The organism is Rhodococcus sp. IEGM 1318 (assembly GCF_033142465.1).
GTDB lineage: Bacteria > Actinomycetota > Actinomycetes > Mycobacteriales > Mycobacteriaceae > Rhodococcus_F > Rhodococcus_F qingshengii_B.
The window spans coordinates 408,826-429,912 of the sequence record NZ_JAWLSC010000005.1 but is presented as its reverse complement, the minus strand read 5'-3'; the positions used below and the strand labels follow the sequence as shown (position 1 = coordinate 429,912).

The following is a 21,087-nucleotide window of genomic DNA, read 5'->3' as shown; positions in this document are numbered from 1 at the left end:
AATGATCCGTGCCCGCTGCGCCGCGCCCGAGGGGATCGACCTCGACCGCACCCGCCTCGCCAATTCGATATCGTCCCGTCGCGCAAAACCAGAGGCTTAATCCGCATGGGTGAAGTATCTCAAATCGTACTGTTAAAGAACTTTAGGCGCGCGGCACTAGCACCTACCCTTTCGACAACCCTGGATGTATTGATAATTTCTATATTTTCGGATGGGCGCGTTGCACTGGTGTCGACACAGACGGAGCTGGCATTGGAACGTGTGGCGATATGTGAGTGGCCGGTGAACGCAATCCTTGTTCAAACCAGTGGATTTCGCTGTCTCACTGGAGATTTCGGTACAGGGCGCAACGGGCGACGTTCAACACTTCCGCGATTTCTGTCATGGATACCCCGTCGCCCTTCATCTTGCTCGCTTGCCGTTTCTCTATGACGGTCAGCGAGGATGGCCGGCCGCAGATGCGGCCGCGATCACGAGCCGCGAAGAGTCCTGCCATGGTGCGTTCGCGGATGAGGTTGCGCTCGAATTCCGCTAGGGCGCCGAAGATGTGGAATAGCAGCTTGCCGCCCGGTGTAGTCGTGTTGATCTCTTGGTCAATGATTTGAACGCCACGCCTCGCGCTTCGAGTTCAGTGACCGTCTCGACCAGGTGCAGCAGCGATCGAGTCGCCACACGATGAGGGTGTCACCGGGGCGCAGTGCTTCCATGACGGCCGCCAACTCGGGCCGATCCGTCTTCGCTCCTGATGCTTTGTCCGTCCATATGCGAAAACAGCCCGGCCGCTTTCAGTGCGTCCTGCTGTAGTTCCGGGTTCTGGTCGGCGGTTAAACCCCTGGCGTAGCCCAAAAGTCGCTCGCAAGGGCACAGTGTTGCAGAACTCACGAAATTGGAAGTTGCGGGATAAAAGCAATGGGACGGGTTTCCGCAACACTTCGGTGTCAGGTCACGCCGTGACTTGGAGATAATTGACAGGTTTTCACAGCCGTCGCACGCCGCCTCGCCGGCGACTGAAATTCACCGACACTTCTTGGACACTGCTGGACCCTCATCGCCGAACCTCAGTCAGGTCAGGTCCGAATCGGCCACGAACGAAGGAACGCCCCGGGGCAAAAGCCACTCCGGGGCGTTCCTTCAAGTGTATGGCGGGGATCGAACCCGCGACCTCCCCTTTCGTCAGAGGGGCGCTCTATCCGCTGAGCTACACACAGATCAACTCAATCCTCCAAAGGATTGAGTTATCAATCTTAGCAGGCGTCCAAAGTAGATGCAAATCCAGTTCTGAAGGGCGCAGGAATCCCCCGTATCGCAAACGAAAGATTGATGGACACAGACTTCGGCCGGGTGATCGCTTATCCACGGCGATCCTTGTTAGCCGGGTTACTGTAGCCCCACCAGCCGCCACGATTGGCACGTCGCGGCTCATCGTTCCGATCGGGCCAATCGTTGTCCGGTGAATCTTCCAAGGTGTTCGGTGCGAACTGTGCGCGCAACTCGGCCTCCTTCAGGTCGTTTGCGCGGCGCCGCTCTGCGAGGATCTGCTCCTGCATGTCACGGGGTTTCTTTGAATTTTCCTTCGACTTACGCTGCTCCTGTTTGGCAATCTTGACCAGTTTGTCGCCATTAGACAGAGAATCTTGGCCTTGCCCCATCTGGTGGCCAGCGTTCCTTCGAGGCCCAACAGCCATTCTTCAGTGGCCATCGGTCGCCAGATGTCATGGACAACTCGATTCCGACACTCAGTCACGTAGTGCATCTGAAATAAGCCTTTAAGAGCCAACAATCGCATTTCGCTGTCCACAGGTGCCACAACTCCAGAACGGCGAAGCACTTCGTGCCGAACCACCCCGGCATGGGGTGATGTCCGTTATCTTCCTCGATAGTGGTTGCAATCTCGTGGCTCCTCCGCGTTCCCACGCGGGTGCTGTCACCACGAAAGGGAGCACATCTGTGAATGGACTCGAAACGCCTACTTGTTTGTCCCGAACCACCGCCGCCCTCGGTGTCGGCGCACTAGCTGCCGCGATCACCTTCGGTAGCGCAGTCGGTACTGCGTCAGCCGACACTCCGGTCGCCGACTTCGGAAGTATCTCGTTCTCGGTGACCAACGGTCCCGACAACACCATCTACGACATCAACGCCATCATCAATCTCCCGCCCGGCACACTGCCGTCAGAGATGATGACCCCTCAGATCACTGCGCCCGCCGCGGCCCCTCAACCAGTCGGCGACTCGTTTGCGGGCACCGCACTGGACTTCGTTCTGAGCTTCATTGAGGCTGCGACCAGTTAGCCGACAACAAAAAACGAGGCTACAAACTCTTGTGAGTTTGTAGCCTCGTCTTGTGGTGGGCGAAGGGGGACTTGAACCCCCACGTCCCTAAGGACACTGGCACCTGAAGCCAGCGCGTCTGCCATTCCGCCACTCGCCCGAGCAACGCCGAAACATTATCACGACAAACTTTGAAAGTTCTATTCGTGCAGATCAGGGCACGAATCGATGAACACCGAGCACCCAAAAGCCCAGAACCGATACCATGCTGAAACAGCGGCCAGGTACTGCCGAAGCGACATTTGACAGTACCGTGGAACCTGTACAGCAGTTTGGACGACACGCGACAAGGCGGTGCCGGCGCTACTTGCCGAGCATTTTGCCGTCGTAGATGCGAGGCGAGAGGAGGGCCCGATGGGCATCGTGCAGCGTTTCGAACGAAAGCTCCAAGGAGCTGTCGGCGACGCATTCGCGCGGGTCTTCGGTGGTGGTGTTGTGCCGCAGGAAGTAGAGGCGGCGCTCCAGCAGGAGGCACGTGACCGCGTCGAGCACCTCGGCGGCGGAATTCTTCTCGCCCCCAACAACTACGTGATCACCATCAACAACTCCGATCACGAAGAGTTGGCAGCTGATCGCGAGCTGACGACAAAAGCTTTCAGCCGACACCTGCAGGATTTCATCCGCGATCAGGGTTGGCAGACGTACGGCGACATCTCGGTCACTTTCGAGCCTTCGCCTACGCTCCACACCGGTCAGTTCCGCACCCGCGGAACCGTCGACCCGGATGGTGACGCCGAGCAGGCATCGCCGCCGTCGCATGTTCCGCAGGTTTCGTCGCGGCCTCCACAACGGCCGCCTCAGCGACCCGCACCGATTGTTCCCCCTGTTTCCAATCCAGTCCCGTCACAACCAGGAGCCGGCCCCATGACGCAGAACTCAGGCTACGAACCAAGCCGCGAACCGGCGGGTCGCCAGCCCGAACCGCAGCAGCCGGCACGGAACGGGTACTCCCACGACGACGGCGGTTACGCCGCTCCGCAGGGCCAGGAAGCGCCGTACCAGAACGGTTACGACCGCGGCGATGGTTACCGAACAGGCGACGACCAGCAGGGCTACAACCAGCAGCAGGGGGGCTACGACCAGCAGGCGTACCCGAACCAGCAGCAGCCGTACGAGCAGGCCGGTTACGACCAGCAAGGTTATGACCAGCAGGGTTACCAGCAGCAGCCGTACGACCAGCAGGGCTACGGCCAGCAGGCGTACCAGGGTGGGTACGACCAGCAGGGCTACCAGCAGGGCGGCTACGACCAGCAGGGTTACCAGCAGCCGTACAACGGCCAGTCCTACGATCAGCCGGGCTACGACCAGCAGAGCTACCAGCAGGGCGGCTACGACCAGCAGGCGTACACACAGCAGCCGTACGAGCAGGCCGGCTACGAGCAGGGCGGCAACTTCGAGCAGACGCAGGCCTACCCGCAGCAGGGCTATGCCCAGCCGCAGGGTGGATACGCGCCGACGGCCCAGAGCCTGACGGCAACCCTGCAGCTCGAGGACGGCAGCGGACGCCACTTCCAGCTTCGCGACGGCAGCAATGTCATCGGCCGCGGCCAGGAAGCTCAGTTCCGCCTCCCGGACACCGGCGTCTCACGTCGCCACATCGACATCCGTTGGGACGGCCGCACCGCGATGCTGTCCGATCTGGGATCCACGAACGGCACCACCGTCAACGGAGCACCGGTCCAGGACTGGCAGCTGGCAGACGGCGACATCATTCGCGCAGGTCACTCGGAGATTCTGGTTCGCATTCTCTGAGCTGAGAAACGGACGCCAGGATTTTTCCGATAACAATCGAACATTCGGCGGTCCGTCGGCGCGCCGCCGTCACGCGGCTGTCAGTATCGTGATCTTCGGGGCCCAGAGCCCCCTATGATGCTGCCAGTCGACAATGCTCGAACCCCGCTGCGGCGGGGCTCGAGCCATAGAAGGAGGTGGACAGCCGTGCAGGGCCTGATTCTGCAACTCACACGGGCGGGCTTCCTGCTCCTACTGTGGCTGTTCGTCTGGGCAGTCCTCCGCACTCTCCGCTCCGACATCTATGCCGGCTCCGGGGTCAGGGTTCCGCCGCGGTACACCCGCGCCGGAAAGGTCCTGCCCTCGCTGGGCAAGGCGAAGGTGCCTCGGTACCTAGTGGTCACGCAGGGCGCCCTCGCCGGCACCCGCATCACCCTGGGTTCACAGCCGGTCATGATCGGTCGCGCCGACGATTCGACGCTCGTTCTCACCGACGATTACGCGTCGACGCGCCATGCACGGCTCTCGCAGCGCGGCGCCGACTGGTACGTCGAGGATCTCGGTTCGACCAACGGCACCTATCTGGACCGCGCCAAGGTCACCACTGCGGTGCGCGTCCCGCTGGGCACCCCGGTTCGCGTCGGCAAGACGGTAATCGAGCTACGCCCGTGACCCTTGTTCTCCGCTACGCGGCGCGCAGCGACCGCGGTCTCGTGCGCTCCAACAACGAAGATTCCGTGTACGCCGGTGCCCGTCTGCTGGCTTTGGCCGACGGTATGGGCGGCCACGCGGCCGGTGAGGTCGCGTCGCAGTTGATGATTGCCGCTCTGGCGCATCTCGACGACGACGAGCCCGGCGAGGATCTGCTCGGCAAGCTCGAGGCAGCCACCCGCGAGGGCAACGATTCCATCGCCGATCACGTCGAGGAAGAGCCCGAACTCGACGGCATGGGCACCACGCTCACCGCAATCCTCTTCTCCGGCAGCAAGCTCGGCCTCGTGCACATCGGCGACTCGCGCGCCTACCTGCTGCGCGACGACCACCTGACGCAGATCACCCGCGACGACACGTTCGTTCAGTCGCTGGTCGACGAGGGCAGGATCACCGCCGAACAGGCACACACGCACCCGCAGCGATCCCTGATCATGCGGGCGTTGACCGGCAACGAGATCGAGCCGACGCTCACCGTGCGCGAAGCCCGCGCCGGCGATCGTTACCTGCTCTGCTCCGACGGCCTCTCCGACGTGGTCAGCGACGAGACCATCGAGAACACGATGCGCGAAGGCTCGCAGGAGCAGTGCGCCGACCGTCTCATCGAATTGGCGCTGCGCAGCGGCGGTCCCGACAACGTCACCGTCGTCGTCGCCGATGTCATCGACCTCGACTACGGCCAGTCGCATCCCATCGTCGCGGGTGCCGCGTCGACGGAAGAGGAAGAGGACTCCCCTCCCCCCAACACCGCTGCCGGCCGCGCCGCTGCCATGCGTCCGCCGCGCGCGACGCCCAAGCGAGTTGTCTCCCAACCCGAACCGGAACCGAAGAAGAAGCGGAACCGGTTGTGGTGGGTGGTCCTCGCTGTGGTGCTGATCGCGCTGGTCGGCGTCGGCGCCGTGATCGGCCGCGCCGTCATCCGCAACAACTACTACGTCGGCGAAGACAACGGCCGCGTGACGGTGCTGCGCGGCATCCCCGGTTCGGTGCTCGGCTACTCGCTGCAAGACGCGGATCTGGTGGGTTGCGTCGGCGACGACGACGTCCTGACCCTCGTCTCCCCCGACGCGATTCCCAGCAACTGCAACATCCTCGAGGTGACGGATCTGCAGCCGTCGGCGCAGGAGCAGGTGCGCGCCGGGCTGCCGTCCGGCAAGCGTGAAGATGCGCAGAGCCAGATGATCCGTCTCATCGGCGGCGATCTGCTTCCTCGTTGTGAGCCGGTTCCGACAACGACGGCCGCGCCCACTCCCCCGCCGGCACCGGAGACGACGCCGCCCCCCGCACCGCCCGCGGAGCCTGCTGCGCCGACGACGGCGGCACCCACGACTACACCTACGCCGACCGAAGTGCCCGGTCAGACTTGCAGGACGGTCAACTGATGTCGTCCAACGCAGCTGCGGGGACGGCCTTTCCGAGTCCGCCTGGAGGTTTTGCCCCGGCGCCGGTCCAGTCGACCCGTCGAAACATGGAGCTGCTGCTCCTGGGCTTTGCCGTCATCATCACGACGGTCTCGCTTCTGCTCGTCGAGGCGAGCCAGGAACAGAAGATCACTCTCGATCTGGCCAAGTACGCGCTCGCGTACACGGGCTTGTTCCTGATCGCGCACTTGGCAATTCGGCGGTATGCGCCGTACGCCGATCCGCTGTTGCTGCCGATCGTCGCCCTGCTCAACGGCCTGGGGTTGGTGCTCATCCACCGACTCGACCTCGCCGACGAACAGACAGCGCTCTACAACGGCGTCGAGGCACCGTCTCCGGATGCGAACCAGCAGGTCATGTGGACTGCGCTGGCGATCACCGGTTTCGTGTTGCTGCTCGTGTTCTTGAAGGACTACCGCCTGATGGCGCGGTTCAGCTACACCCTCGGCCTCGCAGGTCTGGTGTTCTTGGCGATTCCCGCGATCCTGCCGGCGAAGTTCTCGAGCGTGAACGGCGCGAAGATCTGGATTCGTCTGCCCGGATTCAGCATTCAGCCAGGTGAGTTCGCAAAGATCCTGCTCATCATCTTCTTCGCGTCCGTGCTCGTCGCCAAGCGCGACCTGTTCACCTCGGCCGGTAAACACTTCCTGGGCATGGACTTTCCGCGTGCCCGCGATCTCGGTCCGATTCTGCTCGCCTGGATCGTCTCGGTAGGCGTTCTCGTCTTCGAAACCGACCTCGGTACGTCGCTGCTGCTCTTCAGCACCGTGCTGGTGATGCTCTACATCGCGACCGAGCGTGTGGGCTGGCTGGTGATCGGCGGCGGACTGCTGGCCATCGGATTCTTCTTCGCCTACAAGATGTTCGGACACGTACGCGTTCGCGTCGACACCTGGCTGGACCCGCTCGGCGACTACGCCAATACCGGCTATCAAATCTCGCAGTCACTGTTCGGCCTGGCCACCGGCGGTATCGCCGGAACAGGTCTGGGCAGTGGCCGACCCAACCAGGTGCCGTTCGCGAAGACGGACTTCATCATCGCGACCATCGGCGAAGAGCTCGGTCTGATCGGCCTGGCCGCTGTGCTGATGCTGTTCCTGCTTCTCATCGTGCGCGGCCTGCGTACGGCATTGGCAGTGCGCGACAGCTTCGGCAAACTGCTGGCCGCCGGTCTGTCGTTCACCATCGCGATCCAGATTTTTGTCGTCGTCGGCGGCGTCACCAAGCTGATCCCGCTGACGGGTCTGACAACACCGTTCATGTCGTACGGCGGCTCGTCGCTGCTCGCGAACTACCTACTGCTGGCCATCCTCGTCCGGATCTCGGACGCGGCTCGTGCGCCGGTAGTGACGAAGAAGAAAGGTCCGCCCCCAATCGCTGACGCCAATACCGAGATGATGCCGCGCGTATGAACACTCCACTGCGCCGCGTCGCGATGGCCGTCATGGTGATGGTCGTCGCGCTCCTCGCCAACGCCACGTACGTACAGGTCATCAAGGCTGACGACCTGCGAGCCGACCCGCGCAACTCGCGGGTGCTGCTCGACGAGTACTCACGCCAGCGAGGTCAGATCTCGGCGGCCGGACAGGTACTGGCGGCCTCCCAGGCCACCGACGACCGGTACAAGTACCTGCGCCAGTATCCGAATCCGTACCCGTACGCACCGGTCACGGGCTTCTACTCGATGCAGTACGGCAGCGCCGGCCTCGAGCGCACCGAGGATCCGATTCTCAACGGCTCGGACAACCGGCTGTTCAGCCAGCGCTTCTTCGATCTGGTCTCCGGACGCGATCCGCGCGGCGGCAACGTGGTCACGACGCTCAATCCGGCCATGCAGCAGGTGGCGTACGACCAGTTGACCAGCAAGGGTTACACCGGTTCCGTCGTCGCCATCGAGCCGAGCACCGGACGCATTCTGACGATGGTCAGCACGCCGAGCTACGACCCGAACCTGCTTGCCAGTCACGACGGCGCCGAAACCACGCAGGCGTGGGACGAGCTCAATGCCGATCCCAACGATCCGCTGGTCAACCGTGCGATCTCGCAGACCTACCCGCCCGGCTCGACGTTCAAGGTGCTCACCACGGCCGCAGCTCTTGGCAACGGTGCGACCCCGGACGACCAGCTGACCGCGGCTCCGCAGATCACGCTGCCCGGCACGAGCACGACCCTCGAGAACTACAACGGCAGCACGTGCGGCCCCAACCCGACGGCGTCGTTGCGTGAAGCGTTTGCGCGCTCGTGCAACACGGCTTTCGTCGAACTGGGCATCAAAGACGGCGCCGACGCCATCAAGGACGAGGCCAGCGCCTTCGGCATCGGACCCAACACTCCCGCGATCCCGCTGCCGGTCGCAGACAGCACCGTCGGCGACATCTCCGACGACGCCGCCCTCGGCCAGACCAGCATCGGCCAGCGCGACGTCGCGGTGACCCCACTCGAGAATGCAGTGATCGCCGCGACCGTCGCCAACGGTGGTGTGCGCATGCAGCCCAACCTGATCTCCCAGTTGCAGGCACCCGATCTGACCGACCTCAGTACGCCGTCACCGGTGTCGATGGGTCAGGCGATCTCGCCGGCAGTGGCCGCAACGCTGACCGATCTGATGATCGGCTCGGAGAACTTCACCGGCGGCGACGGCAAGATCCCCGGCGTTCAGATCGCGTCCAAGACTGGTACCGCCGAGCATGGCGTGAACCCGCGGGAAACTCCGCCGCACGCCTGGTACATCGCTTTTGCACCGGCGCAGAATCCGACGGTCGCCGTGGCCGTCATCGTCGAGAACGGTGGTGACCGCGGACTTGCCGCTACCGGTGGCTCGGTTGCTGCGCCGATCGGTCGTGCAGTCATCGCAGCCGGAATCCAAGGGGGCTGAACCGTGGCGTTGAACAACGGCGCTTTGATCGCCGATCGTTACCGATTGATCCGTCTCATCGCCACCGGTGGGATGGGTCAGGTGTGGGAAGCCACCGACTCCCGGCTCAACCGTCGCGTCGCCGTCAAGGTACTCAAGTCCGAGTTCTCTTCCGATCCGGAGTTCTTGGAGCGCTTCCGCTTCGAGGCCCGCACCACCGCGCAGCTCAACCATCCCGGTATCGCCGGAATCTACGACTACGGCGAGACCCGCGACAGCTCGGGCGATTCCACGGCGTACCTGGTGATGGAACTCGTCAACGGCGAGCCGCTCAACGCCGTCCTGGCGCGCGTCGGTCGCCTCGCGGTTCCGCATGCCCTCGACATGCTCGAGCAGACCGGCCGCGCCCTGCAGGTCGCACACGACGCCGGTGTCGTGCACCGCGACGTGAAGCCGGGCAACATCCTCATCACGCCGACGGGCCAGGTGAAGATCACGGACTTCGGCATCGCCAAGGCCGTCGAGAACTCGCCCGTCACACGCACGGGAATGGTGATGGGCACCGCCCAGTACATCGCGCCCGAGCAGGCCCTCGGTCAGGACGCGACCGCGGCGAGTGACGTGTACTCGCTGGGAATCGTCGGATACGAAGCACTTTCGGGTCGACGCCCGTTCACCGGTGACGGCGCGCTGACCGTCGCGATGAAGCATGTGCAGGAAATCCCGGCACCGATGCCGGACGACCTGCCGCCCAACATCCGCGAGCTCATCGACATCACGTTGACCAAGGATCCGGCCGGACGCTACGCCAGTGGCGGCGAGTTCGCCGACGCCGTTGCAGCCGTTCGGGCGGGTAGGCGTCCACCGCCGCCCGGTCTGCTCGCCACCGGTGCCGCCAGCGCGTCGCCGGCTACGGGTGCCACGCAGGTCATGCCGCCGACGTACGCGGGTCCGGCGACAGGCGCAGCTGCTGCGGACGACGCGGCGGCCGGCGGAATGACCAGTGGGCAGAAGGCCGTGGCATGGGCCGGCGGCGGATTGATCTTGTTGGCGTTGATCATCGGCGGAGTCTGGATCGCGACCGACGGTCCCAGCGACCCGACACCGCCCGTCGTCACGTCCACGACGTTGCCGACCACGACGACGACCAAGCCCACCACGACAACAACTCGGCCGACGACGACGACCACCGAGCCGACCACCACGACGACTCGGCCGACGACAACCACGACCGAGCCGACAACCACCACAACAACGCCGACCACGACAACAACCACTCCGACGACCACAACCACCACCACGACGACAACGACGACCACAACGACCACTGAGCCGTTGGCGGATCCCGGAGACGCTGAAGAACCGCTAGGACAAGACCAATGACGACACCCCGCAATCTCTCCTCCCGCTACGAGCTGGGTGAGATTCTCGGCTTCGGCGGAATGTCCGAGGTTCACCTGGCGCGCGACCTCCGACTCAGCCGCGACGTCGCGATCAAGGTGCTGCGTGCAGACCTCGCGCGCGATCCCACGTTTTACTTGCGGTTCCGTCGTGAGGCGCAGAACGCTGCCGCACTGAACCATCCGGCGATCGTGGCCGTCTACGACACCGGTGAAGCCGAGACCGACGCCGGGCCGCTGCCGTACATCGTCATGGAGTACGTCGACGGCGACACGTTGCGTGACATCGTGCGCAGCACCGGGCCGATGTCTCCGCGCAAGGCGATGGAAGTGATCGCGGACGTCTGTGCCGCTTTGGACTTCAGCCACCGCAACGGCATCGTGCACCGCGACGTGAAGCCCGCCAACATCATGATCAACCGTGCCGGTGCCGTGAAGGTGATGGACTTCGGCATCGCCCGCGCGATCTCCGACGCGTCGAGCCCGATGACGCAGACGGCTGCCGTGATCGGCACCGCTCAGTACCTCTCGCCGGAACAGGCGCGAGGTGAGCAGGTGGACGCACGTTCGGACGTCTACTCGCTCGGTTGTGTGCTGTTCGAGATTCTGACGGGCGAGCCGCCGTTCAAGGGTGATTCACCGGTCGCCGTGGCGTACCAGCACGTTCGTGAGGATCCGCAGACGCCGTCGGAGATCAATCCCGACATTCCGCGCGAGCTGGATTCGATCATTCTCAAGGCGATGAGCAAGAACCCGGCCAACCGCTACCAGAGCGCCGGCGACATGCGCAGCGACTTGGTACGCGTCCTGGGCGGTCAGCGTCCGAGTGCGCCGATGGTGATGAACGACGAGGACCGCACCACCATCCTCGGCGCCGTCGGCTCCGACACCGGGAACTACCGCACTGCTCCTGATCCGGTCGAGCCGGTTCCTGCACGGACAACTCGCGCTGCCGACCCGCCTGCCAAGAAGAAGGGCGGACGCTACGCCCTGATGGGCATCGCGGCGCTTCTGGTGATCGGACTGGTGACGTTCTTCCTCATTCGGGTGAACTCGCCGAAGGTCGAGATGGTGACCGTTCCGGGTGACCTCACCAACCAACCCGCTGACGTCGCCGAGGCGACGCTGACCAACGCCGGATTCCAGGTGGAGCGTCAGCAGAAGACGGACAAGGTGATCGCCGCCGGAAACGTCATCACGACGCGTCCGGTTGCCGGGGTGCGCATCGAGAAGGGCAGCACCGTCACCATCGACGTGTCCACCGGCCCCGAGCAGGTAGCGATCCCGCGCCTGACCGGCCTGAGCCAGGACGACGCCGAGAAGAAGCTCAACTCCGTCGGACTCCGACTTGACCCGACCATCGGCAAGGCCGCGTCGACCATTGCCGAGGTCGACAAGATCGTCAATCAGGACCCGGCCGTCGGAGTGTCGGTTGTTCTCGATTCCGCGGTCTCGATCACCGTCGGCACCGGTCCGGAGCAGGTTCGTGTCCCGGATGTCACCGGTCAGCGGGAAGAGGTGGCGAGGCCCAACATCGAAGGTGCCGGGTTCGTCGTCCAGATCACGGAGATCGATTCGGGACTGCCGAAGGGACAGGTCGTTTCGACCGACCCGACCGGTGGCACGTCGGCCACCAAGGGTTCGACCGTGACGCTGCGAGTGTCCAACGGCAACCAGGTCGCGATGCCTGATCTGACCAACAAGACGGTGTCCGAGGCGTTGACCACGCTTCGCGCAGCCGGTTGGGCGGGAACCGCGTCGCAGCTGGTGCAGAACCAGAGCACGACGCTCACCCCGGAAATGGTGGGCAAGATCGTCTCGCAGACGCAGCCTCCGGGCTCGGAGATCTCCAAGGACGCGGTCATCACCGTCAGCGTCGGAGCGCTCGGAATCCCCGGCCGCTAGCAAACTGAAAAAGTGCCTCCCGGAGATTTCCGGGAGGCACTTTTTTGTGGACAGGTGTCAGAGAATTGCGGGCAATGCGCCACCGAGCGCCGACGCGACCTCGGCCTCGAGGGCTGCGACGAGTCCTTCCGGAGGCGCCTCACCGCAGACTGCGAGCCAGTTCGCGAGCATCCGGTGCCCACCCTGGGTGAGGACGGACTCCGGGTGGAACTGGACGCCGTGAATCGGCAGTTCGCGGTGACGCATCGCCATCACGACGCCGCTCTCGGTGTGTGCGGTCACCTCGAGTTCCTCGGGAATGGTGTCCTCGAGAACCGTCAGCGAGTGGTAGCGGGTAGCGGTGAACGGATCGGGCAGCCCGGCCAGGACGCCGACGTCCTTGTGGTGAACCAGACTCGTCTTGCCGTGAAGCAGTTCGGGAGCGCGGTCGACGGTTCCGCCGAAAGCCGCACCGATCGCCTGGTGTCCGAGGCAGACGCCGAGCAGCGGGGTCTTGGTGTCGGCGCAGACCTTCACCAGATCCATCGTCGCTCCCGCGCGCTGCGGAGTTCCGGGGCCAGGGCTCAGGAGAATGCCGTCGAACTGCGCTACTGCACCCTCGAGGTCTGCCGTCAGTTGTGGATCGTCGTTGCGCCAGACCACGGCTTCGGTTCCGAGCTGGCCGAGGTACTGCACCAGGTTGAACACAAAGCTGTCGTAGTTGTCGACGACGAGAATCCTCATGAGAGCAGGGTAAACGCCCGTGCTATCCGCCGGTATAGGCGGGGACCGTGATCTGCGACGGCGTCGCCTGCGTGTACCCGAGGCCGAAGCGGGTCGCGTACTGCTTGTAGATCCGAATGCCCGGTTCGGCAGCGAGTGCCGCCTCGAGGCGCGCAACATCGCCGATCGCGCTCATCACGTACGGCGGGCTGTATGTACGGCCGTGAAGAAGGAGGGTGTTTCCGATGCACCGCGGCGCCGACGTACTGATGATCCGTTGGTCCTGCATGCCCACCGCTTCGGCCCCGCCGGCCCACAGTGCGTTCAGGACGCTCTGGACGTCCTGCTGATGCACGACGAGGTCGTCCGGGGTGGCGTCGACCGGATACTTGCCGTCGGCGTTGCGCGGGGCGTCCGTCATGGTGACCACGACGCCGGGGCCGGTCATCTCCGTCAGTCCTGCATCTGCGGAGATGTTCTTGATGTCACCGAGAGCCGCTGCCACGCCGGCGTCGGACCGAGCGGCGTCTTCCTGCAGCGAATCGAGCTGAGCGGCAAGTTCGTCCCGGTCGGCCGAAACTTTTTCGGCATTGGCCTGTGCACTGCGGACCAGATCGGAAAGCCTGGTGCTTTCGGTGACCTGGAGCTGATTTTCCTCGGCGGATCTCTGCGCCGTGGCGACCATCAGACCGGCTACCAGGCAGACGGCAAGTACACCGATGTGCCAAACAGTTCGTGAAGATTCACCCGAAGACACGTGGCTCCTCCCGGATTGTGCAGGTCGGCCGGTGACCAACTGGACACAGCTACGTTAGCGTGTAGGTAACACATGCAGGTCACACCGTAGAGCGAGGACGCCATGCCCAAGTCGAAGGTCCGTAAGAAGAACGACTACACAGTCAACCCAGCAAACCGCACTCCGGTGAAGGTGAAGATGGGTCCGTCGAGCACGTTGTACGTCTCCGTGATGCTCGGATTCATGCTTCTCGGCCTGGCGTGGTTGATTGTGTACTACTTGGCCGCGGATTCGATCACGTGGATGAACGACTTGGGAAACTATAACTTCCTCGTCGGCTTCGGCTTCATGGTTGTGGGCCTTGTGATGACCATGAGATGGCGCTGACCAGCGATTATCTGATTCGGCTCGGATCGTGACCGTCTCTCAATTACATGGGTGTCATTCATCCCCATTGTGGATAACTCCTGTGGACAACCTAGGAAGTTATCCACATGCTCGAGGATGAATTTCATCCACAGCCTCGTGACAACGCCACAGAGGTCGTCTCGTGGGCCACTCCGATGGGTGTTGTCTACGCGATGTTCGGCGGCGGAATTGCCCTCGCGATCGCCTCGATCCTCGCGCCCACGGAGCCTGCCGGACGCTTCCTGCTCGCCCTCGCGGTGATCGGGCTGTTCGTGATGGGCGGACTCGCCCTGCGTCAGCGTCCCCGCCTGGCGGTGATCGACAACGCGGGAACCAAGTCGATCGCGGTACAGCGACTGCGCGCCCGGCACACGTTCACCCGCGAACAGATCGACCGCGTGCGTCTCGTCCGCTACCCGCGTCTGGGTCGACGCGTCCCGATGCTCGAGATCGACATCGTCGACCGGCCCACCGACACGGAGAAGCTGTTGATCTTCGGACGCTGGGATCTCGGTACGTCGCCAGAGGACGTCCTCGACGTGCTCGCTGTCCACGGATTGGTGCCGCCCGAGAAGTAGGGTCGAGCGGTGAGTAGTCCAGAAGTTTCAGAGCGCGACCGCCTTCTCGACCTCGCCGCCGACTACGTCCTCGAGTTCGGTGTCTCCTCGGCAACGCTTCGGGGGCTCAGCCGCGCACTCGGCTCCAACAATCGCATGCTTCTGTACTACTTCGGAAGCAAGGCCGGACTGCTCCTCGAGGCACTGCGCCGCGCCGGGCTTCGCTTTCCCGGGATCACCCACCTCCTCGATCTGATCCGCGATTCCGAGATCCCCATCGCGGACCGCCTACACGACGCGTGGGGCATCCTCGCCGACCCCGAACTTGTTGCCTACCATCGACTCTTCTTCGAACTCTTCGGTGTGGCCGCATTCGACTCGGAGCAGTACCGCCCTCTCCTCGAGGGCGTTGCCAACGAATGGGCCGACGAAACTGCCCGCGCCATAGCCGAAACCGGCGTCGACGCCGAGCTTGCCGAAACTCTTGGACACGAGATCGTTGCCGCCTGGCGCGGTTTCCAGATGACGCTGATCGGTGGCGGCGACCGCGCAGTGGTCGACCGTGCCGCCCGGCATCTGACGGAATCGATTGTTGCCAAAGTGCATTCTGCGGCGAGGCCGATTACATAGCGAGCGCCGCCAGGTCTGGTTGCACGATGTCGAGAGCCTGCTGCGGCACTGCCACGGCGTCACTCGACCATCCCCAGATCGAGTACAGCTCACGGCCGGGGTCGGTGTATCCGTCGCGGCCGTGCAGTACCCGGTAGTTGTCGATGCAGATCATCTCGCCGGCTTCGGCGCGGAACATCGGACCGCTGTCGCGCACGTGAATCACAGCCTCACTCCACTGCTTCACCAGCGGCCACTGCGCTACTTCCGATTCACCGGCGATCGGCGCGAGATACGGGTGATACCGAACCTGGTTGCGTCCACTCGGGACCGTCCTGGCGATCGGCGCAAAGGAGTTCTGCGGGAAGTTCGGCTCCGAATGGTCGATGTCTGTGCTCCAACAGAATTCGGCCAATTCAGCGGTTGCGGGATCGAAGGCGAGCAACCGCGTGAGCTTGACCGCGTCGATGAGGAACGAGTCACCGCCACTCGGGTACGCCGGGCGCTTGCACCACAGAAAAAGATAGTCGGGCGCGTAGTCACCGAACGCAAAACCGTCGTTGTGGGCAGTCATCCGCTCGCCGGAGATGCCGAACGAGCGCTTCCTGCCGCGTTCGTCCACCGGTTGGGTGTCGACGACGGCGGCTTCGGCATCCTGGCTTCTGGCGCTCGCCTCGAACTGGCGGCCGACGCGAATGCACTTCTCACCGAGCAACTTCGACGCGAATGCAATGGCATCTTCCTCGGTGTGCAGCCCACCGAAGACCGCGGCGCCGTCGAGAGCGATTGCCGCCCGGACGGCCTCGACCGTGTCCACGCGCCGCGGAACAACACTTGCCAGCGTCAATTCGGAAGAGAACATTCATGACTCCATACGTCGAGTTGGCCAAACGGTTCAACTCGAGCGTAGGAACTCGTCATTTCGACGGCGTAACTCCGGAAACCGATTCGGTTACGGAGCCAGCCTTCGGATCACCCGGCCTTTCAGATCACCTTGCCGGGGTTCATGATTCCGTGCGGGTCGAGTGCGCCCTTGATCGCGTGATGCATCGCAACAACCGCCGGTGACAGTTCCTGCGCCAGGCCGCCCATCTTCAACAGGCCGACGCCGTGTTCACCGGTGACGGTTCCACCCAACTCGAGGGCGTTGTCGATGATCTCGGCAAAAGCGGCCTGAGCACGCCTCCGCGCCGCTTCGTCGTCGTGTGGCGTGATCAGCAGCGGATGCAGGTTACCGTCACCCGCATGCGCGATGTTCGCGATGTGCGTGTCGTGCCGGGCCGAGATGGCCTCGATGCGCGCCAACATTTCCGGAACCGCCGCCTTGGGAACACAGATGTCCTCGGTCAGCACCGGGCCGAGCCGCTCGAGGGCGGGGTACGCCAGACGTCTGGCGGAGAACAGGGCGTCGGCTTCCTCCTGATCGGTGGACCTGGCACTCCAGGTGGCTCCGGAGCGGTTGAAACAGGCCAACATTCGCTCGGCTTCGGCGTCGCCGATCTCGCCCGGTGTGTCGATGCGGCCGAGCAGGACCACCTCGGCGTCGGCTGAGAGGCCCATGTTCTTCCAGGCATCGACGGCAAGCAGGCACTGTCGGTCGATCAACTCGAGGGCGGACGGCGTGAGACCGTCGGCAGCTACGGCTTCGACTGCCTTGCCTGCCGCGACGATGGAGTCGAAGTATCCGACGATGGTGCGTTCGGGATCGCGCTGAGGACGAAGCTTGACGGTCACCTCGGTGATCACGCCGAGAGTGCCCTCGGAGCCGACCATGAGCGCCGAGAGATCAAACCCAGCCACTCCCTTGGCAGTTCGACGCCCGAGCCGAACTAGCTCACCGGTTCCGGTGACCACCTGCATGCCCAGCACGTAGTCCTTGGTGACGCCGTACTTGACGCAGCACAGGCCACCAGCGTTGGTCGCGACGTTGCCGCCGATCGTCGACCAAGGCGCGCTGGCCGGGTCGGGCGGATACCAGAGACCGTGCTCGGCGCAGGCGTCGCGGAGGTGATCGTTGACCACTCCGGGTTCGACCACGGCCAAACGCTCGAGGGTGTTGATCTCCTTGATGGCGTTCATTGCGTCGAAGGCGATCACGACGCCGCCGGCGACCGCGTTAGCTCCGCCCGACAGACCGGTGCCAGCGCCGCGCGTGACGACGGGCGCACCGTGGGCAATGCACGCCTGCACAACTGTCTGTACCTGCTCGGCTGTGCGCGGACGGACCACCGCTACGGGCATCTCGTACGGAGCCCACTCGGCGTCGTCGTGGATGTAGCTCGCCATGATGTCGGGGTCGGTGATCAGTCGATCCGCATCGATCTGCGAGCCGAGCGCCTCGAGGAGTGTCATGCCTCCACGATAGTGACGGCGGATACACCACCCCATGTAGATTTACTCCGAGAAACCGGAAACCGTATGGACATTCTCTCCATACTCAAGATTAATCTGACGAGGGAGTGCCGATGCACGAGAACTGGCTACAGCTTCTCCTGGCCGAGGCATCCACCGAGGAACTGATCGAGCATCGCGATCAATTGGCCGCCGGGTCAGCCCCGGAGGCCGCTGCCGAGATCGAGCGAGAAGCCCGATCGGCGCTTCAACTACGAAGTCTCCTGGCTCAGCGCCGACAGCGCGCCACCGAACTGGGGGCGCTCAACGACATCGCGTCGCTGCTCACCACGATGCACGATCACCACGCCCTCCTGCAGGAGATCGTGGATCAGGCCAAACGACTACTCGGCGTCGACCTTTCGTACCTTGCTCTCATTCATGACGACATCTTGATCATCGAAGTCACGAGCGGGGCGTATACGTCGCAGCTGCTCGGACTCACGGTTCCGTTCCGCGAAGGTCTGATCGGTCGAGTAGTCGAGAACTCCTCTCCTGCTTGGTCTTCGGACTATCGCAACGATCCATCGTTTGCACACATCGGGCCCGCCGACGACGCAGCGCGAGCCGAGAACATGCGCGGCCTGCTGGCCGTGCCACTGACGTTGAACGGCAAGATCCTGGGTGCGCTGTGCGCGTGCAAGCGGCAGGAGCGGCGATTCGGCAATGAAGAAGTTGCGTTGCTGTCCGCTCTCGCTGCTCATGCCTCGGTGGCGATCGAGAATGCCCGCTCTCTCGAACGCTATCGCGCGACGGTTGCAGAAGTGAATGCAGCGAACACCGAACTTGCCGAGCGCACAGCACTTCTCGAACAGACCCTGACCTGGGACCGATCGCTCACACAGGTGGTTCTACGCGGCGGTGGAGTCCGTGAACTCGTGGAAGAAACCTCCGCGTCGACGGGTTCGCCGGTGTTCTTCGTGACCGGAACGTCGGAGATTCCACCGGGATTGCAACGGGTGAGCGAGAGTGTTCGTCGAGTTTTCGACATCTTCGCCGCAGACCGACGCGAGCAGGAAGTGACGCTCATCGTCGGTGAGCAGTTCCTGTTCACCACCGAAGTACGCAGTGCCGGTGACCAACTCGGAGTTCTGTTCCTGCTCGCACGCCAGGAACCCACCGCCGCCATGAGATTGGCACTCGAAAGGTCAGCCCCGGCCATTGCGCTTGCGCTGGTCGGTGAACGGGCGGCCAGGGAAGCCACTCGTCGAGCACGCGACGCATTTCTGGTCGATCTGATCACCAGGCCTGCGCCGACGCCGGCCGAAGTCACCGGCCAGTTCCGCCTGGCCGGGCTCAACCCCGACCGCTCGTACACTGTCGTGGTGGCCCGCCCGGCAGACGCCGTCGACCGTACTCGTCGCAGCATCGAGGAAATTGCATTTCCCTCGGGAACTGTTGTTGCCGAGCATGGTTCACGAGTAATTGCATTGATTCCCGGAATGTCACCGGCAGAGGTTGCGGCGGCGTGGGTGCAGCCGGCGGAGAACCCGACCGTCGGAATCGCCGATCCCGCCGTTGGAGCGGAAGGTCTGGCGCGAGCCTATGTCGAGGCGCAGCACACTGTCGATGTCCTCGAGACGCTCGGGCGGGCCTCACACGTGGAACCGGCAAGTTCACTCGGCATCTACCGAATTCTCCTCAGCCGCACCGGCCGCGACGAACTGGAAGCGCTGACGCAGCGGTCCCTCGGCCCACTCCTCGAGGAGGAGCAGCGACGCGGCGTTCCGCTATTGGACACCCTCGCGTCGTACCTGTCGCACAATTGCAAGCACTCCGCGACCGCCGCAGCGCTCGCGATTCACGCCAACACTCTCTACCAACGCCTCGAGTCGATCGACCGGTTGATCGGTACACAGTGGCGGCAGCCGGACCAGGCGCTCGATCTTGCGCTCCTGATCCGGCTGCGTGCCAGTGCGGGGAGACTCGGTCAGATCTGAGCAGGCTTGCTCGATCGCTTTGCCAGAACCACTACAAGGATTGCGGCACAGAGCATCACGGCGCCCACCACCCACAAACCTGCCTTGGCATTTCCGGTCACATCGGTCAGCCAGCCGGTGATGTACGGAGCGCCGAAGCCCGACGCGTTGCCGATCGAGTTGATCATCGCGATACCGGCGGCCGCACTGGCGCCCGTCAGGAACGTGGTGGGCAGGTACCAAAAGACGGGGAGTGCACACAGCACGCCGACGGCGGTGAGCGAGACGGCGATCATGACGGTGAACGGTGAATCCAGGTAGAGCGCAATCGGAATGGATACCGCACCCAAGAGCGTCGGCGCTGCGACGTGCCACATTCGTTCACCGGTCTTGTCGGAATGGCGGCTCCACAGCACCATCGCGAAGGCGCCGATCGCGTAGGGGACGGCCACGATCAGGCCGGTCTCGACGAGCGAAAAGTCGGTGTTGAACGTCTGCTTGAATCCCGCGACGATGCTCGGCAGGAAGAAGCTCAAAGCGTAGAGGCCGTAGGTGATTCCGAAGTAGACCAGACCGAAGCCGATGACACGGGGGTCGCGCAGGGTCTTGCCGGCCGACTGGTGACCGGCGTCGCCGAGTTCTTTTTCCTCGTCCGCCATGGACTTCATCAGCCACGTGCGCTCCTCGAAGGTCAACCACTTGGCGTCGGCGGGACGGTCGGTGAGGTAGAACCAGACGACAAACGCCAAGATCACGGCCGGCAGACCCTCGATCAGGTACATCACGCGCCATCCGGCCAGGCCGAACAGACCGTCGCCGTACTGGATGATGGCGGCCGAGAGTGGGGCACCGAGCGCCGACGAAAGCGGAAGCGTCAGCAGGAACAGGCCCATCAGGCGTACGCGATACTTCTTCGGGAACCAGAAGGTCAGGTAGAGAAGAACTCCGGGGAAGAAGCCGGCCTCCGCGATTCCCAGCAGAATGCGGAGGAAATAAAGGCTGCCCACGTTGGGCACGAATGCCAGCGCAGCAGCCAGGATGCCCCAGGTGAGCATGATGCGCGCGATCCACAACCGGGCACCGAAGCGGTGCAGGGCCAGGTTGCTCGGCACCTCGAACAGCAGATAGCCGACAAAGAAGAGTCCGGAGGCGAGCCCGAACATCGTCTCGGTCATCCCGAGGTCGGCGCTCATGGTGAGCTTCGCGAAAGCGATGTTCGTACGATCCAGATAGTTCACGAAATAGAGCAGGATCAGAAAGGGGATCAGCCGTCGCGCTACCTTCTTCACCACGCGAGATTCGATCTCGCTCGGCGCAACCCCACCGTCAGTGGTGGTGCTATCGGTGGAGGTCATGGCAGGGGTACTCCTCGGAAAAGGTCAGCGGTGCTATCTACGAAGTGACTCAAGCCACAG

General features: G+C 63.6%; 18 protein-coding genes, 1 tRNA gene and 1 pseudogene. 12 read left to right on the top strand and 8 right to left on the bottom strand.

The features are described 5' to 3' along the window. Positions 1-322: 322 nt before the first annotated feature. Both R4P65_RS33155 and R4P65_RS15240 read right to left on the bottom strand, forming a co-directional pair. Positions 323-867, bottom strand: a pseudogene (locus R4P65_RS33155) (recombinase family protein). A 482-nt stretch (positions 868-1,349) separates the two neighbouring features. Continuing rightward, complete coding sequence (locus R4P65_RS15240) at positions 1,350-1,649, bottom strand: hypothetical protein (protein WP_317827131.1); 300 nt, start codon at positions 1,647-1,649, stop codon at positions 1,350-1,352. Positions 1,650-1,947: 298 nt separating this feature from the next. Here R4P65_RS15240 and R4P65_RS15235 point away from each other — a divergent pair, with 298 nt between their 5' ends. After that, positions 1,948-2,289: a hypothetical protein gene (locus R4P65_RS15235; RefSeq protein ID WP_317827130.1), complete on the top strand. Its 342-nt coding sequence runs from the start codon at positions 1,948-1,950 to the stop codon at positions 2,287-2,289. A 53-nt stretch (positions 2,290-2,342) separates the two neighbouring features. On the opposite strand, the gene R4P65_RS15230 is transcribed toward R4P65_RS15235, so the two are convergent. Next, positions 2,343-2,428, bottom strand: a tRNA-Leu gene (locus R4P65_RS15230). Between the two features lie 254 nt (positions 2,429-2,682). On the opposite strand from R4P65_RS15230, the gene R4P65_RS15225 reads away from it, so the two are divergent. From R4P65_RS15225 to pknB, 7 genes are all read left to right on the top strand, one after another. Further along, positions 2,683-4,080 (top strand): DUF3662 and FHA domain-containing protein, encoded by a 1,398-nt coding sequence (locus R4P65_RS15225; protein WP_317827129.1) that lies wholly within the window; start codon positions 2,683-2,685, stop codon positions 4,078-4,080. 186 nt (positions 4,081-4,266) lie between these two features. After that, a complete protein-coding gene (locus R4P65_RS15220) occupies positions 4,267-4,731 on the top strand; it encodes an FHA domain-containing protein FhaB (RefSeq protein ID WP_003943418.1) in 465 nt (154 codons plus the stop codon). Further along, complete coding sequence (locus tag R4P65_RS15215; protein WP_317827128.1) at positions 4,728-6,152, top strand: PP2C family protein-serine/threonine phosphatase; 1,425 nt, start codon at positions 4,728-4,730, stop codon at positions 6,150-6,152. Before R4P65_RS15220 ends, R4P65_RS15215 begins: the two co-directional genes overlap by 4 nt. Next, the gene (locus R4P65_RS15210) at positions 6,152-7,603 is read left to right on the top strand and encodes an FtsW/RodA/SpoVE family cell cycle protein (protein ID WP_007735775.1); all 1,452 of its coding nucleotides are present in this window, start codon (positions 6,152-6,154) and stop codon (positions 7,601-7,603) included. Before R4P65_RS15215 ends, R4P65_RS15210 begins: the two co-directional genes overlap by 1 nt. Next, a complete protein-coding gene (locus R4P65_RS15205) occupies positions 7,600-9,066 on the top strand; it encodes a penicillin-binding protein 2 (protein WP_317827127.1) in 1,467 nt (488 codons plus the stop codon). Before R4P65_RS15210 ends, R4P65_RS15205 begins: the two co-directional genes overlap by 4 nt. 3 nt (positions 9,067-9,069) lie before the next feature. Continuing rightward, on the top strand, positions 9,070-10,428 hold the full coding sequence (locus R4P65_RS15200; RefSeq protein WP_317827126.1) for a protein kinase domain-containing protein: 1,359 nt from the start codon (positions 9,070-9,072) through the stop codon (positions 10,426-10,428). Beyond that, the gene (gene pknB, locus R4P65_RS15195) at positions 10,425-12,350 is read left to right on the top strand and encodes a Stk1 family PASTA domain-containing Ser/Thr kinase (RefSeq protein ID WP_317827124.1); all 1,926 of its coding nucleotides are present in this window, start codon (positions 10,425-10,427) and stop codon (positions 12,348-12,350) included. The genes R4P65_RS15200 and pknB overlap by 4 nt, the downstream gene beginning before the upstream one ends. A 57-nt stretch (positions 12,351-12,407) precedes the next feature. On the opposite strand, the gene R4P65_RS15190 is transcribed toward pknB, so the two are convergent. Together R4P65_RS15190 and R4P65_RS15185 are read right to left on the bottom strand one after the other, a co-directional pair. Then, complete coding sequence (locus R4P65_RS15190) at positions 12,408-13,073, bottom strand: aminodeoxychorismate/anthranilate synthase component II (RefSeq protein WP_003942537.1); 666 nt, start codon at positions 13,071-13,073, stop codon at positions 12,408-12,410. Between the two features lie 22 nt (positions 13,074-13,095). Continuing rightward, positions 13,096-13,809 (bottom strand): DUF881 domain-containing protein, encoded by a 714-nt coding sequence (locus tag R4P65_RS15185; RefSeq protein ID WP_020967993.1) that lies wholly within the window; start codon positions 13,807-13,809, stop codon positions 13,096-13,098. Positions 13,810-13,911: 102 nt separating this feature from the next. Between R4P65_RS15185 and crgA the strand changes: the two genes are divergently transcribed. From crgA to R4P65_RS15170, 3 genes are all read left to right on the top strand, one after another. Next, the gene (gene crgA, locus R4P65_RS15180; RefSeq protein ID WP_019746229.1) at positions 13,912-14,175 is read left to right on the top strand and encodes a cell division protein CrgA; all 264 of its coding nucleotides are present in this window, start codon (positions 13,912-13,914) and stop codon (positions 14,173-14,175) included. 107 nt (positions 14,176-14,282) lie between these two features. Next, complete coding sequence (locus tag R4P65_RS15175; protein WP_317827122.1) at positions 14,283-14,774, top strand: PH domain-containing protein; 492 nt, start codon at positions 14,283-14,285, stop codon at positions 14,772-14,774. Between the two features lie 9 nt (positions 14,775-14,783). After that, a complete protein-coding gene (locus R4P65_RS15170; RefSeq protein ID WP_317827121.1) occupies positions 14,784-15,383 on the top strand; it encodes a TetR/AcrR family transcriptional regulator in 600 nt (199 codons plus the stop codon). Here the strand turns inward: R4P65_RS15170 and R4P65_RS15165 are convergent. Both R4P65_RS15165 and R4P65_RS15160 read right to left on the bottom strand, forming a co-directional pair. Continuing rightward, positions 15,376-16,224 carry a TauD/TfdA family dioxygenase gene (locus R4P65_RS15165; RefSeq protein WP_317827120.1) on the bottom strand — a complete coding sequence of 283 codons (849 nt, stop codon included), beginning with the start codon at positions 16,222-16,224 and terminating at the stop codon, positions 15,376-15,378. The two genes, R4P65_RS15170 and R4P65_RS15165, sit on opposite strands and share 8 nt — an antisense overlap. A 122-nt stretch (positions 16,225-16,346) precedes the next feature. After that, complete coding sequence (locus R4P65_RS15160; protein WP_024487653.1) at positions 16,347-17,714, bottom strand: FAD-binding oxidoreductase; 1,368 nt, start codon at positions 17,712-17,714, stop codon at positions 16,347-16,349. Positions 17,715-17,827: 113 nt separating this feature from the next. Between R4P65_RS15160 and R4P65_RS15155 the strand changes: the two genes are divergently transcribed. After that, on the top strand, positions 17,828-19,693 hold the full coding sequence (locus tag R4P65_RS15155) for a helix-turn-helix domain-containing protein (protein WP_317827119.1): 1,866 nt from the start codon (positions 17,828-17,830) through the stop codon (positions 19,691-19,693). Here the strand turns inward: R4P65_RS15155 and R4P65_RS15150 are convergent. After that, positions 19,684-21,027 carry an MFS transporter gene (locus R4P65_RS15150; RefSeq protein ID WP_317827118.1) on the bottom strand — a complete coding sequence of 448 codons (1,344 nt, stop codon included), beginning with the start codon at positions 21,025-21,027 and terminating at the stop codon, positions 19,684-19,686. The two genes, R4P65_RS15155 and R4P65_RS15150, sit on opposite strands and share 10 nt — an antisense overlap. Between the last annotated feature and the right edge of the window lie 60 nt (positions 21,028-21,087).